Origin of the sequence: Clostridium boliviensis, from assembly GCF_033342255.1 — a bacterium.
Taxonomy (GTDB): Bacteria; Bacillota; Clostridia; order Lachnospirales; family Lachnospiraceae; genus Lacrimispora; species Lacrimispora boliviensis.
Window position 1 is genome coordinate 224,512 of sequence record NZ_JAWONS010000240.1, and the last position, 18,539, is coordinate 243,050.

General features: G+C 43.8%; 14 protein-coding genes. 1 reads left to right on the forward strand and 13 read right to left on the reverse strand.

Features of this window, described 5'->3' with window-relative positions:
• Nucleotides 1–41 precede the first annotated feature (41 nt).
• From yihA to RZO55_RS15875, 9 genes are all read right to left on the reverse strand, one after another.
• Nucleotides 42–641 carry a ribosome biogenesis GTP-binding protein YihA/YsxC gene (gene yihA / locus RZO55_RS15835; RefSeq protein ID WP_318065213.1) on the reverse strand — a complete coding sequence of 200 codons (600 nt, stop codon included), beginning with the start codon at nucleotides 639–641 and terminating at the stop codon, nucleotides 42–44.
• A gap of 12 nt (nucleotides 642–653) precedes the next feature.
• Nucleotides 654–2,972, reverse strand: a complete 2,319-nt coding sequence (lon, locus tag RZO55_RS15840; RefSeq protein ID WP_318065214.1) for an endopeptidase La — start codon at nucleotides 2,970–2,972, stop codon at nucleotides 654–656.
• Between the two features lie 78 nt (nucleotides 2,973–3,050).
• Nucleotides 3,051–4,352 carry an ATP-dependent Clp protease ATP-binding subunit ClpX gene (clpX, locus tag RZO55_RS15845; protein ID WP_318065215.1) on the reverse strand — a complete coding sequence of 434 codons (1,302 nt, stop codon included), beginning with the start codon at nucleotides 4,350–4,352 and terminating at the stop codon, nucleotides 3,051–3,053.
• 212 nt (nucleotides 4,353–4,564) lie between these two features.
• Nucleotides 4,565–5,152: an ATP-dependent Clp endopeptidase proteolytic subunit ClpP gene (gene clpP, locus RZO55_RS15850; RefSeq protein WP_318065216.1), complete on the reverse strand. Its 588-nt coding sequence runs from the start codon at nucleotides 5,150–5,152 to the stop codon at nucleotides 4,565–4,567.
• A gap of 83 nt (nucleotides 5,153–5,235) precedes the next feature.
• A complete protein-coding gene (gene tig / locus RZO55_RS15855) occupies nucleotides 5,236–6,522 on the reverse strand; it encodes a trigger factor (RefSeq protein ID WP_318065217.1) in 1,287 nt (428 codons plus the stop codon).
• Between the two features lie 113 nt (nucleotides 6,523–6,635).
• On the reverse strand, nucleotides 6,636–9,611 hold the full coding sequence (locus tag RZO55_RS15860; protein WP_318065218.1) for an EAL domain-containing protein: 2,976 nt from the start codon (nucleotides 9,609–9,611) through the stop codon (nucleotides 6,636–6,638).
• A gap of 3 nt (nucleotides 9,612–9,614) precedes the next feature.
• Nucleotides 9,615–11,060 (reverse strand): extracellular solute-binding protein, encoded by a 1,446-nt coding sequence (locus RZO55_RS15865; protein WP_318065219.1) that lies wholly within the window; start codon nucleotides 11,058–11,060, stop codon nucleotides 9,615–9,617.
• Nucleotides 11,061–11,075: 15 nt separating this feature from the next.
• Entirely contained in the window at nucleotides 11,076–11,636 is a 561-nt protein-coding gene (locus RZO55_RS15870; protein WP_318065220.1) for a DJ-1 family glyoxalase III, read from the reverse strand.
• A 1-nt stretch (nucleotide 11,637) separates the two neighbouring features.
• On the reverse strand, nucleotides 11,638–12,699 hold the full coding sequence (locus tag RZO55_RS15875) for a substrate-binding domain-containing protein (protein WP_318065221.1): 1,062 nt from the start codon (nucleotides 12,697–12,699) through the stop codon (nucleotides 11,638–11,640).
• Between the two features lie 140 nt (nucleotides 12,700–12,839).
• Between RZO55_RS15875 and RZO55_RS15880 the strand changes: the two genes are divergently transcribed.
• Nucleotides 12,840–13,295, forward strand: coding sequence for a CYTH domain-containing protein (locus tag RZO55_RS15880; RefSeq protein WP_318065222.1), 456 nt, complete (start codon nucleotides 12,840–12,842; stop codon nucleotides 13,293–13,295).
• Nucleotides 13,296–13,363: 68 nt separating this feature from the next.
• Here the strand turns inward: RZO55_RS15880 and RZO55_RS15885 are convergent, their stop codons facing one another.
• The 4 genes from RZO55_RS15885 to RZO55_RS15900 all read right to left on the reverse strand — a co-directional run bounded on the left by RZO55_RS15885 (nucleotide 13,364) and on the right by RZO55_RS15900 (nucleotide 18,525).
• A complete protein-coding gene (locus RZO55_RS15885) occupies nucleotides 13,364–14,362 on the reverse strand; it encodes a galactose/methyl galactoside ABC transporter permease MglC (protein ID WP_318065223.1) in 999 nt (332 codons plus the stop codon).
• The gene (locus tag RZO55_RS15890) at nucleotides 14,359–15,912 is read right to left on the reverse strand and encodes a sugar ABC transporter ATP-binding protein (protein ID WP_318065224.1); all 1,554 of its coding nucleotides are present in this window, start codon (nucleotides 15,910–15,912) and stop codon (nucleotides 14,359–14,361) included. Before RZO55_RS15890 ends, RZO55_RS15885 begins: the two co-directional genes overlap by 4 nt.
• Nucleotides 15,913–16,186: 274 nt before the next feature.
• Complete coding sequence (locus RZO55_RS15895) at nucleotides 16,187–17,308, reverse strand: galactose ABC transporter substrate-binding protein (RefSeq protein ID WP_318065225.1); 1,122 nt, start codon at nucleotides 17,306–17,308, stop codon at nucleotides 16,187–16,189.
• A gap of 194 nt (nucleotides 17,309–17,502) precedes the next feature.
• Nucleotides 17,503–18,525 (reverse strand): galactose ABC transporter substrate-binding protein, encoded by a 1,023-nt coding sequence (locus tag RZO55_RS15900; protein ID WP_318065226.1) that lies wholly within the window; start codon nucleotides 18,523–18,525, stop codon nucleotides 17,503–17,505.
• Between the last annotated feature and the right edge of the window lie 14 nt (nucleotides 18,526–18,539).

Sequence of the window (18,539 nt, forward strand, 5' to 3'; positions counted from 1 at the left end):
ATGAACTCTATGTAATAAATAGGTTCATTATAAAAAGATTTTTACTCCTTGTCAAGACTATTTACAGAATCCTCAATCAAATCCCATATTTCATCTCTGCCCTGTTTGGTTTCTGCTGAAAATGGAATTACTGTCACTTCCGGTCCGATCCCCAGCCCTGAACGAACCACATTTAATGCTTTCTGCACCTGGCTCCGTTTCAGCTTGTCCAGCTTCGTTGCAATGATAATTGGCTGATAACCGTTGTGAACCACCCAGTCATACATGGTTTTATCATTGGCAGAAGGCTCATGGCGGATATCAATCAATAAAAATACACATTTTAACATAGGAGATTTATGAAGGTAATTTTCTATCATCTTACCCCATTTTGCTTTTACCTCCACGGCTACTTTTGTATAACCGTAGCCGGGAAGATCCACATAGTATAATGTGTCATTGATGTTATAGAAATTAATAGTCTGTGTTTTACCTGGCTGGGACGAGGTTCTTGCGTAGGACTTCCGGTTCATGAGAGCATTGATGAGAGAGGATTTCCCCACATTGGACTTACCTGCAAATGCAAACTCCGGTTTTGTATTCTCCGGAAGCTTGCTGGTAATGCCGCACACAGTCTCCAGTTCTACCGTTTTAATAATCATATGATTTCCTTTCTATTCCTGGATGAAAGCCTCTTTTAATACTTCCGGCATTTCCTTTACAAACACAATGGAAACTCCTTGTGTAATCTCTTCTGATAATTCAGCAATATCCGGGTGGTTCTTATCCGGTACCAGCACCTTTTGCACGCGGGCCATCCGGGCGGCAAGAATCTTCTCTTTTAAGCCTCCGATTGGAAGAACACGGCCTCTTAAGGTTATTTCCCCTGTCATTGCTATTTTTGCACTTACCTTCTGATTTGTTACAGCAGACAGCATGGCAGTTGCCATGGTAATACCAGCAGACGGGCCATCCTTTGGAACCGCTCCCTCCGGTATATGCAGATGTATATCATGCTTCTCAAAATAGTCATCCGCCACTTTGTATTTGGGACCTATAGATCTGACATAACTTAATGCTGTCTGAGCAGACTCTTTCATTACATCACCCATTTGCCCTGTCATCTGAAGAGTTCCTTTTCCTGGCATTACATTCACCTCAATCTGCAGGGTATCTCCTCCCACACTGGTCCATGCCAGACCTCTTACAATCCCTACCTGATCCTCTTCATTGACATTATCATAAGATATTTTTTCTTTCCCTAAGTATTTCTCCAGCTCATTTTCTGTCACTTCAATGATCCGGTTCTTATCTTCCAGGAATTCTCTTGCAGCTTTTCTAAACACAGCACCGATCCGCCGCTCCAGATTTCTGACCCCGGCTTCTCTGGTATAATTGTGAATGATCTTTTCTAGAGCCCGATCTGTAATGGTAACCGGCTTACCATCTAGACCGTTTCGTTCCTGCTGCTTTTTCACCAGATAGTTTTTGGCAATATGGAATTTTTCATTCTCTGTATAACTGTTAATTTCAATTACTTCCATACGATCAAGAAGCGGACCTGGGATTGTTGTCACAGTATTAGCCGTTGCAAGGAACAGCACATTAGATAAATCAATAGGAAGTTCAATGTAATGATCCCGGAATTTTACATTCTGTTCACTGTCAAGTACTTCTAAAAGAGCAGAAGAAGTATCTCCTCTATATTCACTGCTGACTTTATCGATCTCGTCAAGAAGCATAAGAGGATTGCTGACCCCTGCCTGTTTGACAGCCTCTGCAATTCTGCCCGGCATCGCACCCACATATGTTTTCCTGTGTCCCCGGACTTCCGCTTCGTCCCGGATACCACCCAGACTGATACGTACGTATTCTTTATTCAGTGCTTTTGCTACCGACCTTGCAATCGATGTTTTTCCTGTTCCCGGAGGTCCCACCAGACATATAATCGGACTGGTTCCCTTTTTGGCAAGAATACGGACTGCTAAATATTCCAGAATCCGTTCTTTTACCTTTTCCAGACCATAATGGTCCTCGTCCAGTACCTTCTGGGCATGAACAATGTTATTGTTATCCTTTGATACCTTCTTCCACGGGAAATCAAGAACTGTTTCCAGATACATCCGGACCACATTCGCTTCCTGGCTTCCGCCTGGCATGGCTTTAAAACGGTCTATCTCTTTTTGAATCTTATCTTTTACCGCTTTCTCCGCCTTTAACGATTTTAAGCGCTTCGCATATTCATCACTGTCAGTGAGGGGATTATCCTCCCCCAGTTCTTCCCGGATGACTTTCATCTGCTCTCTTAAAATGTAATCCTTCTGATTTTTGTCGATTCGTTCTTTCACATGGGACTGCAGTTCTTTTTTTACCTTAGTTACTTCAATTTCTGTAATCAGGTGTTTCATAACAAGCGCATACCGTTCTTCCAGCAGTACGCTTTCCAGTACCTGCTGGCGCAGACGGTAATCCCATGACAGCTGGACTGCCACCTGGTCTAAAAGTTCTCCCAAATCCAGAATGACTAACAGTCCGGGTACCACATCTTTGGCAATTCTCTGGTTTTCCCGGCCATAGGCCTCCAGTTTTTCTTTTACAATCTCAGCCATTGCCTGTACAGTAACAGGATCCAGAATCTCATCCGGCACCTGCAGCTTGTCGATTTCTCCCACAAGAAGAGGTCCTTCCCTGTCAAGAGACAAAAGCTCTGTCCGCTCCAGCCCTTCTACCATAACACGAATTACGTTATTGGGAAGCTTAACCAGCTGCTTGATTAATGAAACCGTTCCCACCTGATATAAATCATCCATTCCCGGATCCGTTTCTTCCGGATTCCTCTGGGTTACAAGACATACCTTCTGGTCCCCCACCATTGCCTTTTCAACCGCTGCAATGGATTTTTCCCGGCTGATATCAAAGTGCAGCATCATTTTGGGCAGAACAGTCATTCCCCTCAAGGCAATAACCGGCATTGTAATTGTCTTATCTACCATTTGGTTCTCTCCTTTGCATTCAAAAAGGTGTTCCAGCAGATTGATTCGCTGTAACACCTTCCCGACTCATGCAGGGATCTATGCGATCTCGCCTGTCTTATCTTTTCTCAATTTCTGAGCCAGTGACTTTCTGGGAACTGCCGTATCCCGATAGACCAGTTCCGGCTCTCCGTTTTTATCCACAACCTCTTTGGTGATTCTGCAGACTCCAATGCTGCTGTCAGATGGGATTTCATACATCAGATCCGTCATAACACTTTCCATAATGGAGCGCAGACCTCTGGCACCCGTTTTTCTTTCTACAGCCAGCTCTGCAATCCGTTCCACTGCCTCACGGGTCAGTTCAAGTTTTACGTCGTCCAGCTCAAATAATTTCTGGTATTGCTTAATCAGCGCATTCTTAGGCTCAGATAAAATCTGAATAAGAGCATCCCGGTCCAAAAGTTCCAAAGATACTGTAATCGGAACACGGCCGATAAACTCAGGAATCAGACCGAATTTAACCAGATCCTGAGGAAGCGTCTTCTTTAAGAGATCATCAATATCCGTCCTGTTCTTATCAACTATCTCAGCATTAAATCCAATGGATCCTGCACTTAAACGGCGTTCAATAATTTTCTCCAGACCATCAAACGCTCCGCCGCAGATAAACAGAATATTGGTTGTATTGATCTGTAAAAGCTCCTGGTGGGGATGTTTTCTTCCTCCCTGAGGCGGAACACTGGCAACCGTACCTTCCAGAATCTTTAACAGAGCCTGCTGAACACCTTCACCGGAAACATCTCTGGTGATAGAGACATTCTCAGACTTCTTTGTGATCTTATCAATCTCATCAATGTAGATAATTCCGAATTCTGCTCTGCTGATATCATATTCAGCAGCCTGGATCAATTTTAAAAGAATGTTCTCTACATCTTCACCAACATAACCGGCTTCTGTAAGGGCGGTGGCATCTGCAATGGCAAAAGGGACGTTTAGTACCTTAGCCAGTGTCTGAGCAAGATAAGTTTTACCGGACCCGGTAGGTCCAAGCATCAGAATATTGCTCTTTTGTATGTCTACATCCAGTTTTTTTTCGGATGTGATTCTCTTATAATGGTTATATACTGCTACGGACAACACCTTTTTTGCTTCGTCCTGCCCAATTACATATTCATCAAGAAATGCCTTCATTTCTTTGGGCTTCATCAGATTAATATTGCTGAAATCAGGTGCCTCTTCATCATGACCGTCGAATTCTTCCTCCAATATCTCCGCACATAAATCTATGCACTCATCACAAATGTAGACATTGTTGGAACCGGCAATCAGTTTTTTTACCTGATCCTGGGTTTTCCCGCAAAAAGAGCATCGGATCTTGTCGTCTGTTCTGACCGGCATACACACACCTCATACTTTCCTTGTGATCGCTCATGGTTTTTGAGCATAAAGGGATGCCCGTTAGGGCGTTCCTTGTGATCGCTCATGGTTTTTGAGCATAAAGGGATGCCCGTTAGGGCGCTCCTTGTGATCGCTCATGGTTTTTGAGCATAAAGGGATGCCCGTCAGGGCGTTCCTTTTGGTTGCTCATGGTTTATACTCTGTCTTTTGTATCAGCGGTCATGACTGTAAAGAATATCATCAATCAGCCCATATGCTTTTGCTTCATCAGCAGTCATGTAATTATCCCGTTCTGTATCCCGTTCAATTACTTCGTAAGGCTGACCAGTATTTGCCGCCATTATTTCATTCAAGCGTTTCTTAATCTTCAGTATATTCTCCGCAACAATGCGAATTTCAGTTGCCTGACCTTTTGCTCCGCCGGAAGGCTGGTGAATCATAACTTCTGCATTGGGAAGTGCAAAACGTTTGCCCTTTGTTCCGCCTGCTAAAAGAAATGCTCCCATACTTGCTGCCAGCCCCATACAAACAGTAGAAACATCACATTTGATGTAGTTCATCGTATCATAAATCGCCATACCGGCAGTCACAGATCCGCCAGGGCTGTTAATATAAAGATTAATATCCTTCGTAGGATCCTCTGCCTCTAAAAATAACAGCTGTGCCACAATTACACTTGCTGAAACATCAGACACTTCTTCACCGAGAAAAATGATTCTCTCTTTCAGAAGTCTGGAATAAATATCGTAAGAGCGTTCCCCCTTACTGGTTGATTCAATGACATAAGGTACTAAACTCATCTTTCTTCCTCCTGTCTGTTCTTCTCACTCAAAACCGAATAGACTCCGGACGGGATGTCTGGAATCTACCGGGAGTAAAACTCTTAAACTAATTTTGCTTCTGCTACCAGGAAATCAACAGCTTCCTGTACGGCCAGATCTTCTTTCATCTGAGTAACTCCGCTTTCGCCAAGATACTCTTTAATCTGATCAACTTCCATCTTGTAGTTTTCAGCCATAGTTGCAATCTCTTTTTCAACTGCTTCATCAGTCACAGTGATATTCTCAGCCTTGGCAACAGCCTCCAGGACAAGTCTTGTCTGAATTCTCTTTAATGCCTGAGGTTTCATCTGCTCTCTTAATGTTTCAATTGTCATGCCGGTAAATTTCATGTACTGATCAAGAGAAAGTCCCTGGCTCTCCATTCTTCTTGCATAATCGTTCACCATGTTGTTCACCTGGCTGTCGATCATCGGCTCAGGAATATCCATAGTTGCATTCTCTACAACCTTTTCTACTACATGATCTTCATTCTCAGTAGCCGCTGCCTTCTGTTTACTTTCAGCAGCTTTTTCCTTAATGTCGTTTTTATACTCTTCTAATGTATCATATTCAGAAACTTCGCTTGCAAACTCATCGTTTAACTCAGGAAGTTCTTTTCTCTTGATTTCCTTTACGGTAACCTTGAACATCGCTGGTTTTCCGGCAAGATCTGTGGAATGATACTCATTTGGGAAGGTTACGTTTACTTCACACGCTTCCCCGATGTTCTTTCCAATCAGCTGCTCTTCAAATGTATCGATAAAGGAATGAGAACCAATGGTAAGCGGATAATCTTCACCCTTGCCGCCCTCAAATGGCTTTCCATCAACAAAGCCTTCAAAGTCAATGACCGTCTGGTCGCCGTCTTCCACTGCTCTGTCTTCCACTGTAACAAGTCTGGAGTTCTGCTCCTGAACTTTCTTTAATTCTGCTTCAATATCTTCTTCTGTTACTTCAGCAGATGCTTTGGTAACTTCAATACCTTTATATTCGCCTAAAGTCACTTCCGGCTTTACAGCTACCGTAGCAGTGTAGATTAAGTTCTGGCCTTTTTCAACCTGCACAACGCTGATTTCCGGTCTGGAAACGATCTCCAGTCCGCTCTCCTCAGCTGCATCTCCATATGTTGCATCAAGAGCTTCATTCACAGCATCTTCATATAAGATACCAGCTCCATACATCTTTTCAACCATGGCCTGTGGCGCTTTACCTTTTCTGAAACCAGGGATGTTAAATCTGCCCTTATTCTTATTGTAAGCTGCGGTAAGAGCTTTATCAAACTCCTCAGCCGGCACTTCTACCGTTAATTTTGCCATGTTCTTTTCTAATTTTTCCACTTGTAAACTCATTAATGGGTTCCTCCTTGAGATATATGTGAACCGCCTTACCGACAGGGCGTTACACTTCAATTTAGCATTATACCATACTCGTCCTGTAAATTCCAGTGTTATTTAAGATAAAATCAGGATTTTCCAGCGAGCTCCTTCATTTTTCCGGCGATGTAAGGATCCAGAGGACGGATCTCGATTTGTGGTCTGGCAATGTAATATCCCTGAAACAGATATACGCCGCAATCCAGTAAAAACACGAGTTCTTCTTCCGTTTCCACGCCTTCCGCAAGCACGCAGATTTCGTTGCCTGCGGCAAAATCAAGAAGGTTTTTCAGTATCATCTGCCGTTTCTTATCTTTGTGGATCTGTCTTACCAGGCTCATATCCATTTTTACTATCTCCGGGCGCATGTGCAAAAGCACAGACTCACTGTTATATCCCGTTCCGAAATCATCGACTGCTGTCTGTCCCCGCCACTTTTTCGCCATTTCCATCTTACGCTCCATGAATTCCTGGCTGGCAGGTTCCCCTTCCGTCATCTCGATCACAATCCGGCTTAAAAGCTGATGATAATGAGCTTCCAGTTCCGCCTGTTCGCCGCTTGTGATGCACACAGAGGCAATGGAATTGATAAACAGCTTTTCCGTTTCTCCCAGATGCCCCTTTTTTAACTCGGCTTCAGCTGCCTTTAAGCCGGCAAACCATGTCAGCGACTCAATCTGGGATAATTTTGCCTGGGATCTTGCAAGATTCAAAACTTCAGTGATCCCCTTTAAGTTTGTAAAATGAGGTCTCATCAGAAGTTCATATCCAAAAATATTCCCGTCTCTTGTTACAATAGGCTGAAACACAAAGCTTACATTCCTTGTTTCCAGCATACGGTTCAGTTCTTCGCTTCCGGTCAGCATGTAGGAATTATGCGAGTATTCTTCGTGATCAAATTCCCTCACTTTCCCCTTCACACTATGCTTAACCATGTACATGGCAAAATCCGCATAATTAAACAGCGTTTCAAAATCACCTGCATCATCCGGATACCAGGACAGTCCCCCGGAGACCCTGACAGGCATCAGATAACCGCCCTCCATATTCAGGGCTTCTTTTTGTATGCGCTTTACAAAATCACGGACATCCCTTCGTATTTTTTCCTTATCATCTCCAAGTAAATACGTTACGAATTCATCACCGGAATAGCGGGCGATAATCCCCCTTCCGGCAAAGCTGTTTTTTAAGCAGCCGGCAAATAAAATCAGATAACGGTCTCCTTCATCATGCCCATATGTATCATTGATATACTTTAAATTATCCAAATCCCACATAATGACTGCTGCATATTTCTCCTTTTGGGTTCTCATCAAAAACTCCACCTGCTCCCTGAACGCTCTCCGGTTGTAGAGTTCTGTCAGCAGATCAAAATTACGTTCCCATTCCAGTTTTTCTTTCTCCTTCACATCTGCAGTCACATCTGAGCATACACCGAGAATAGTTCCTTCCTTGGACTCATCTAATATAATTTGTACCCAGCGTGTTCCATCTTTCATTTCAAGGCTCTGAAAAACACGGTCTCCCTTCAGACGCACGCCGGTAAAGGTCTGTTCCATCAACGATTCAAACTGGTCAACTTCAAGATACCGGTATGGCTCCTCAATATTCCCCCAGCCAAGCATCTCAAAAAGAGTCTGGCTGCAGAAGACCTGGTCTTCACCGTCCGAATACTCAAATACTCCAATCATAACATTCGCATGACGAAGAATGCCCGATATCTTAGACGAGGACTGTTCCACATCATGGCTCAGCTGTTCAATGATTTCCGTAAGATCATCAATCTCCCGGATACGAACCCGTTTAAGAGCCAGCCCCCGGTTACCGGACTTGCCCTTTAACTCTCCTGCAAGATTCCGGATAGGATCAGTCACGATCCTCCCGATGACAAATGCTCCCAGTAAACTGAACAAAATGGGAACCAGCATGGCAGAAAGCAGCATGCGGCGGATTGCATTATAAAAAGCAAGCAGATCATTTTGCCTTGCCATTCCCACAAGCACCCATTCCCCATCTTCCATGACACCGTTATTTGCATAAGCATCAAGACTTTTTATGCTTGCATACCACTTTGTTCCGTCGGAGGATTCAATCTCACTAATTGATTTTTCATTACTGTCCGTGTAGGATATCTGAGAAACATCATTGAAATACTGATTAAAGAGATAACCCGAATCAACCACGGGTTTAATGGTATTCGTCCCCCGGTTACGTATCCCAAGAAGCCAGCATTCCTCAAAGCTGCTGTTGGTCTGTTTCTCTGCCAGAATTTGTTTCAGCTGGTTTAGAGTCATCTCAAGCCCCCAGACTCCCACAACCGTTCCATCTTCTAATATAACCGGTACGGAATAAGTAATAACCTGAATATCTTTTGGACTTAATCGAAACGGAGGGCTTAAATACGCCAGCCTCATCGCCTCTTTTCCACTTGTACCGGTCTGCCTTGCCATGAATAGAGGATTTTGGTAAAAATCATTGTTTCTTAAATCTTTTCCCTCTTCAAAGCCGATTTCCCAGAAGGAATCCAGAGGTATATTATATTGTTCCGCAACGGAAGGAAGCCCCCGCTCCATCAGCAGCGAAGAATTGTCCGCTAAATACCCTCCCGGATTGGAGCTTCGTATGTAAAATCCTGCTTTCATATTGCTTGCACTGTTGGCGGCTGCAGGACCATCAAGAATACAATAAACACCAGTCGCATAACTCATATGGAGCATATCAATGGATTGGCTGATTATCTGTTCCACAATCCTCCGGTTTAATATGTAGTCTTTTGAAATGTCAGAAACACTGTACTGGTTTCTCTTTAAAATCTGCTCAATTTCATAGGAAACAAAAACAGAATTATTCAGCATAACGGCCCAATGGTGAAGAGTCTCCTTTTCCAGACTCAATCTGGTATTTTCCGTATTCTGGTTTAATATCTGGATTTCATTATTCTTTAATTTAACAGAAACTCCGCCAAAAAGCACAGTTCCTGCAATTACTGCAGCTTGTATTACAAGCAGAATCAGCAGCGGTCCAAGCAAACGGGCTCGTATGGACTCACTTTTCTTATCTTTCATAAATTACTCTCCAATGACTGCCTCCAATTGCCTCTTCGTATCTTCGTACCATTGGTTAAAGTTCTCATCCGTTGTGAAACGGGCAACAGCCCTCTCCCGTTTAATTCCCCCGTTCACCAGCTCTTTCACCTTTTGGGAGTCCTCCCTGGCTTTTGAGGTCATAGAAGTCTGAAGGATCTCTCTTGCACGGTCTCCCCCCTTAAAAGGCTTAGAAGTATAAAGCCTGTACCTGTTCGCCGTATCCAGTCCGATAATCAGATTGCGGGAAACCGCGCTGTCTTCTCCTGCCTCCTTCAAAAACGGCTCCAGAAGCGTTTGCTCCGCTGCTGCTTTTTTTACGGGCAGATAACCGGAACCTATAGCAAATTTCATATTCTGTTCTGTAGCGGTAAACCATTTCAGAAAACAGACTGCTGCATATTCCCGTTTTTCATCTGATTTAAAAACCATCATACCTGCCCCCTGTGAGACAGCACAGGGCATTGTCCCTGCAAATCCCGGAAGCGGATAGAGCTTGCTTTCGATGGGATAGTTTGTTCCAGCCTCCAGCGTTACAGAGGTTGGGAAATAAGAGATTCCGCTTGTTGCACCCACAAATGCAACCAGCTTTCCGGTCTTGACATCATCACTGCGGAATCTGCCATATTCCCCAAAGTAGCCGTTTACAAACGGTATATAGTAATTATCCCACAGTTTTCTCATCGTCTCCCAATCAAAATCCATTGTGGTTTTCCCATTTTTCACAGAAAAGATCTCATGTCCAAGCTGCAGACTTCCGATAATCATATAGTTAGCAAATGCATCTCTGCCAAAAAAAGCCTTTCCGTCACCAGCCGTTTCTGTAAGGCTGTCTGTCCACCTGTAATAAGATTCCGATAATCTGGCGATTCCCTCCCAGGTTGAAAAAGCATCCTCCGTTACACCGGTTGCAGCAGCAAACGTATCCCAGTCCGTCTTGTTCACCGTAAGTATCTCAGTGGATTTGGCAACAGGAAATACTTTGACAGAACCGCTGTCATCGAATCTTCCCTCGTCCATGTATGCAGCCACATATTCCGACAGCTCCTGTGAGGTTAAGTATTTACTTAAATCTGCAGCCAGCCCCATACTGTCCACTTCATAAACCTTATCTGCATAAGCAGAAAATACATCAGGAAGCGGATCTGAACCGATTCTGTGTTCAATACTGTCGCTGACCGCAGTGCTCAGCTCATCAATACTTCCTTTGTTATAAGCCTTTACTATAATTCCTTTTGTCCGTCCCTCATTTTCATTAAATATTCTGACCAGACTGTCAAATTCTTCTTTCTGGACACCATTATAATAATGCCAGATTGTGATTGTCACAGGGTCCCTGGAAGAAAGTCCATATGGATCCCTTTTCTCACAACCGGTAAGGTAAAATAAGCAGAAAATAAAAGCAATTGGTACCATCCAACTCTTTTTCATAGGTTCACCTGCCTGCTACATCGGAATCTGATCGTACTGAATTGCCTCTTTTATTTTTCGCGCATGCATTTTATCAACAAGCAGCTCTAACAGCTCGATTCCCAAGTCAAGCGCATACCCCAGCCCTCTGGCTGTTGTTATATTGCCATCAGTCACTACGCCCTGACTGACCACACTGGCTCCTGATAATTCGCCCTCATATCCCGGAAAGCAGGTTGCCTTTTTTCCCTCAAGAAGCCCAAGCCTGCCAAGAATACTGGGAGCTGCACAGATAGCAGCAATCCTGCGGTTATCCTTATGAGCTTCCAACAGCGCATTTAATAAGTCTTCATTGGCTCCAAGGTTTTTGGTTCCCGGCATGCCTCCCGGAAGAAAAAGCACATCCCCAGCCTTTAAATCTGTCTGGGATATTAAAACATCCGCCTGCAGTTTAATTCCGTGAGATCCTGTTACATTCTTTTTACCAGTTACTGACACAAGTTTCACATCCTGTCCCCCTCTTAGCAGAACGTCAACAACTGCAAGCAGTTCCACCTCCTCTGACCCATCTGCTAAAAATGCATAAACCTTACCCATATTAATCGTCTCCTCTCTCACTATGAAATGTACTGTTCATTGTAACTTTTATATAATCCACCAGATACTCAGTCTCGGCATCCTCCCCCTGTATCAGCCGTACTATCGTATCTGCAGCAGTCTTCGACTGTCCCTGATGGTCATTTAGAACCGTACCAGCTACCTTCCCAGCCTTTATATAACCCACGGTCTCCTTAAGCGCATCAACTCCCACCAGATAAACATCTTTCCCTGGTACCATACCCGCTTCTTCCACCGCTTCCACAGCTCCGTTCACCATAGCATCATTGTTGCAGAAAATCACGTCAATTCTGGATCCATAAACGGCCAATGCCTGTGCAGCAAGTTTTTTACCTTCCTCTCTGTTCCAGTTGCCGTAACCGGAAAACAGCTCCTCTGTCCTCACCCCTGCATCCTTTAACGCCTTAACCGAATATTCCGACCGGCACCGGACGGCCTCACTGCCCGCCTCCCCTTTTATCATTACATAAGAGACGATGCCGTCTTTGTTCCTGTCGCCTTTCAAAGGACTTTCCAAAATGATCTCCCCCTGATAGATTCCCGCCTGCTTAGAGTCTGTTTCCACACTGGAAACCGCCATGTGCCGCTCCTTCCAACGTTTTCTTTCTGATTCAAACGGCTCACTGTTAATAAAAACAAGAGGAATTCCTGCCTGACTGCAGTTATCCGCAATTTGTCCTGCTGCCAGAGCTTCCACAGGATTGACGATAATCCCGTCGCACTTGCTGTCAATAAACTCCCTGATCTGGCGGTCCTGTTCGAACTGGTCCCCTCCTGCATTGCGCATAATGACCTGGGCATGATAGGTTTCTTCCAGATATTGTTTTAATTCCGACCGGTAAAGCTTCATAAATGTATCATCATAACGATAGATGCTTATTCCTATTTTAGGACCTTCTGCTGTCTCAATTCCTTCTGTACCAGCCTCTTTTTCCGAGCTTTCCGCAGGTTTTGGCTGGCTGCCTTTTCCTGCACAGCCTGCTGCAAGCAACGCTGCAGCCACCAGAAAAAGAATAACCATACGCTTTATCAAGCACTTCATACGATTGATCTCCTGATTTTTACTGTATTTCTCATATTACCACGTTTTTCTTCTTTTTGCCACTATCTTCTATTTTTTATCCGATTGTGGTATACTAACCCTGTTTCACAGCCCAATACATGGAATCAGGAGGTTTTTTCATGGAAATCGAACGCAAATATCTGGTTACCGATCCGCCGGAAAATTATATGTCATTTCCCCATCATTTTATCGAACAGGGATATTTATCAACGGACCCCGTCGTCCGGGTCCGCAAAGAGGATGAAACCTATATTCTGACCTATAAATCCAAAGGACTTCTGGCAAGGGAAGAATACAACCTTCCCTTAAATGAAGATTCTTACAATCATTTAATCCGCAAAACAGACGGCTGCATTCTTACAAAAAAGAGATACTTAATTCCCGTTAAAGATTGCAGCCACCTGACCATAGAGCTGGATGTGTTTGAAGGCCGATTTCAGGGATTAATGCTGGCAGAGGTTGAATTTGAAAGCCTGGAGGAAGCCCACTCCTTTACGCCCCCTTCCTGGTTTGGAAAAGATGTTACCTTATCAGGGGAATATCAAAACAGCCGGCTCAGCCAGATGACAGAATAGTTTCGGGATCTGAAAAAGCGTCCGGAATCGGTTAGGCTGCCGAATCGGACGCTTTTTGTAAGTATATTTTACTTTTTAGCAATGTATTTTCTGATATCAAGAGCAATTGCAACTATGATAACCAAACCCTGAGCGATGTACTGGTAATTAGTGTTGACTCCCAGATACTGAAGACAGGTTTTTAAGATTTCAAAAACGAGAACACCGATTAAAACACCGGATACCTTACCGATACCTCCGTTTACAGACACACCGCCGATGGTACAGGCAGCAATTGCTTCCAATTCCCAGCCCATTCCCATATTAACAGATGATCCGCCGGATTTTGCTCCAACCAGGAAGCCGCCCAGTGCGTAAAGTGCAGCAGCTGTTACATAGATGATAATCTTTGTCTTTTTAGTATTAACACCAGATACTTCTGCAGCCTGCTCGTTGCCGCCTATGGCATACATATATTTTCCATGCGGAGTTTTGTTATAAATGAACCAGATTACAAGTCCTACTGCTAGCGCGATTAAAAACAGATACGGAACGACACCAAATAATCTTCCCTTTGCTACTTCCGTATATGCAGGACGGTAACCTCCAATTGGTGTTGCGTTGGTATAAACCAGACAAACACCATATACAACAAGCTGCATGCCCAGAGTGCCGATAAATGCCGGTACCTGCAGATAAGATACTACCAGGCCGTTTATCAGGCCAAATAACGCAGAAACCAAAATGCAGATCAGAAGAACTACAAATACCCACCAGATTCCAAAATCCGGAAGATTGGGGAAGAATTTACCGCTGTAGCCGGGTTTCTGCAGAAGCGTCCCTGCCAGACAGGCAGAAAGCCCTACAATACGTCCTGCTGAAAGATCTGTACCTCTGGTGATAAGACACCCAGATACTCCGCAGGCGATGATGAAACGAGGTGCCACATTTAAGGCAATATTCTTTAAATTGTCAACTGTTCCGAATGACGGCTGCTTAATTACCGTAAAAATGGCAAGCAGGACGAGGACAACGATGATTCCATTATTTATAAGGAAATCCTTCAAATTTATCTTCTTAGCTGTCATGACTTAACCTCCTGTTTGGAACTATTCTCCGTTTTGTTGATATCGAATTGAGTGGCAAAGGCCATGATTTTTTCCTGGGTTGCCTCACTATCCTCGACTTCTCCTGTGATACGTCCGCCGCACATAACGATAATCCTGTTTGACATACCGATCAGCTCAGGCATCTCAGAAGATATCATTATGATAGATTTTCCTTGCTTAACAAGATCTATCATAATCTGATAAATCTCATATTTGGCGCCCACGTCGATTCCCCGCGTCGGCTCATCCATGATTAAAATTTCAGGATTATTGGCCAGCCACCTTGCAATAATTACCTTTTGCTGGTTTCCTCCGGAAAGAGATTGAATCAGCGTTCTGTCATTGGGCGTTTTAATGCTCAGCTTCGCAATGCTTTCTTTTACCACAGAATCCACCTTTTTTCCGTGTATGACTCCTGCTGTAGTATAATTCTTGTAGGATGCAATCGCCGTATTATCTGAAATACTTAAGCACCCGAAAATTCCGTTTCCTCTTCGGTCCTCCGTGATCATACCAACAGAATCATTAATTGCATCCTGGGGACATTTTATAACCACTTTCTTGCCAAGAACCTCTACTTCACCTTCGGCAATATGCCTCATACCAAAGATAGCTTCCATCAACTCGGTTCTCTGAGCTCCTACCAGACCGCCGAATCCCAGGATCTCTCCTTTTTTCAGTTCAAATGAACAGTCCTGAAAGGAACGTTCATGGATGCTGCTTAAATGACTCACCTTCAGTACGGTTTCATCCGTCCTGTAATCATCCTTAGGAGGATAAACATTTCCCAGTTCTCTTCCTACCATCTGCTTTACAATCTCTTCATCGGAGATATCAGGTACCTGCCACGAGCCTACATAGGTTCCATCCCGCATAATCGTGATGTCATCCGCAATCTGTCTGATTTCTGCCATTTTATGGCTGATATATATCATAGAAACTCCGCGGGACTTTAAGTCCTTTATGATGCGGAACAGTGCTTCTACCTCATTATCAGTCAGTGATGAAGTAGGTTCATCCAGAATCACCAGTTTTGCATTCTGGCTGACTGCCTTTGCAATTTCTACTGACTGCATTTGTCCGATTGATAAGGTCCCAAGTTTTGCTTTGGGATTAAAATTCATCTTTACATCCTTTAACCACTTTTCTGCTTCAGAATTCATGGTTTTGTGATCAATTATTTTTAACGGTCCTATTTTAAATATCGGGAACCGCCCCAGATACATATTTTCCGCAATTGAACGAGCCGGTACCGGCTGAAGTTCCTGGTGTACCATAGCAAGGCCTTTATGAAGTGCATCATCCGGATTGGCGATATTCACCTTTTCACCGTCAATTAAAACCTCACCTTCATCCATCTTGTAAATGCCAAACAGACATTTCATCAGGGTTGACTTACCTGCTCCGTTCTCTCCCATCAGGGCGTGAACGGTACCGGGACGTACTTTTAAATTGATTTTATCGAGTGCTTTGACGCCAGGGAAGGATTTGCTGATTCCAACCATTTCCAGTCTGTATTTCTCTGCCATCCCGCTTCTCCTTTCATTAATCTGTCCGTTTTTCCGGACATAAAGGGATACCCGTAGGGTATTTCATTGTTTCTGTCCGTTTTTCCGGACATAAAGGGATACCCGTAGGGTATTTCATTGTTTCTGTCCGCTTTTCAGGACATAAAGGGATACCCGTAGGGTATTTCATTAATTCGTTCGTTTCTCAGGACATAAAGGGATACCCGTCAGGGTATTTTTACTTTTAAAAATCGGGTGTGCCCTGCCGACACACCCGTTTTCCGGCTGCTGGAAATTATTTTAATTTGTCAAGTATATCCTGAGCATTATCTTTGGTAACCTTAATATAGTCAACCATGTTAACGTTATCAACGGATTCACCCTTTAAATACTTAACAGCCAAATCGCTTGCTGTCTGAGCCTGAGAGAAATGATCGTTAAATACGGTACCTGTCTGTTTGTCGTCAAGCACGTTCTGTACTGCTTCTGTTAACGCATCTACACCTACTAAATAAATGTCTTTATTTACGGTACGTCCTGCTGCTTCAATTGCCTGAAGTGCGCCAAGTGCCATTGCATCGTTGTTGCAGAAAATCACTTCGATCTGGTCGCCGTACTGTGTCAGAGCATCCTGAGCAATCTGCTGTGCCTTAGCCTGATCCCAGTCACCACGCTGCTCTAAGAGTTCTTTTACCTTTACACCTGAATCAGTCAGTGCTTTTACAGAGAATTCTGTTCTGTACTGTGCATCTACGTTTTCCGGATCGCCCTGGATCATAATATAGTTTACAACGCCGTCTCCGTTGATATCACCCTTATTGGAAGTCTCAAGAATTTCTTCACCCTGATAGGTTCCGGACTGTCTAGCATCACATCCAACATAGGTCGCATTGATTTTTTCATCTTTCCATCTCTGCTCTTCTTCCGTATCTGGCTCACGGTTAATGAAAACAACAGGAATTCCTGCTTCCTTACACATATCTGTAACTTCCGGAGCTGAGGAAGCCTGAACAAGATTTAAAATAAGTACGTCATATTTCTGAGTAATAAAGTTCTGGATCTGGTTGGTCTGTTCTGCCTGATCACCCTTACCATCCTGAATTATTACATTCTCTTTCTTAAATCCCAGATCTTCTGTTAAATATCTCTGAAGCTCTGTTCGATAAAGTGTCATAAAGTTATCATCGAATTTGTAGATGGATATACCGACTTTCTTGTCAGCTAAATCTCCGCCTACTGCATCCTTTACTGCTTCTGCAGTTGTTTCTGCTGCACTGGAATCTTCCTTTTTTGTATCTGCTGCTGTTGCTGCCTCCGATGCAGCTGTTGTGGCCTTTGAGCTGGAACCGCAGCCTGCCATGGAAAATACCATTGCTGAAGCGAGACCTACTGCTACTACTTTTTTGAGTAATCTCATGATAAATCCTCCCTTATCATTATATAATTGTGTTCGATTGGTACTTTTACCTTATCGACATGCACATTATAGCTTTATTTTGTGCACTATTCCATATAATTTTCTTGGGATATGTATCGATTTTTTTAGATTTTTCATGATACAGCCAATTTTTTTATAGTTTTTTATTGATAAATAACAATTTTCCCTTATTCCTATTCGGCAGTCAGAGTATTCTGCTTACATTCATAATACTTATCCCTGCTCAACTTCACTGTTTCCTGTACATTTTTACCAAGAGCCTCTGCTGCCGCAATCTGAAAGATCACTCCCGCATATTCATCACTATCACACTGAACAGTGCCAAAAATTTTTCCTTCCCGCACCCCTTCAATTCCCTGGGGAGTTCCGTCGATTCCAACAACCTTTACGGGCCTGGTGCCCCCTTTACGCTCAAGGGCATCTGCTGCACCCAGTGCCATATCGTCATTGTTGCAGATCACCACCTCAATTTCACCCGGATACTCCGTCAGCCATTGCTCCATCCAGGCAGATGCCTGGCTTCTGTCCCAGTTTGCAATGGCTCCTGTGATCTTTTCTAAAGGCACTCTGCCATCCTTTAAGGTCTGTATGGACCATTCCGTTCTGATCAAAGAATCCTGATGGCTGCTCTCCCCTTCCAGCAGTACATAGCTCACCTTTCCGTCTCCGTTTAAGTCAAGAGAAGAGGGGTCTGCTTTATAGGCCTCCACCAGCATATTTCCCTGTAACGTTGCAGACTCTTTTGCATTCTCACCTACATAATAAAGCTTCTCCCACCGCCGCATATCCTCCTCCACCGGCTCCCTGTTGAAAAACACCACCGGCAGATCTGCATCCATTGCCTTCCCTATAATATTTGATGCAGCAGAACGATCCACCATATTGACACAGATCGCATCATACCCCAGGGAAATAAAACGGTCCACCTGGCTGTTCTGGGTATTCTGGTTGCCCTTGGCATCCACAATCTCCATTACAACCTTAATACCGGTATCCTTTTCATATACCTTTGCCTGCTCTTCCAGCTTTCCCCTTATGGTATTAATAAACGAATCGTCTCCCCTGTACAGAGTCACTCCTATGCGAACTGCTTTGTTCGCCTCCCTTTTCCCTGATTTATAGTTCTGATATGCCCCCGCCAGAACTATCACAATTATAATAACAACCGCTGCCAGCACTCCATATTTTTTTTTCATTTCTTTTCCCCCAT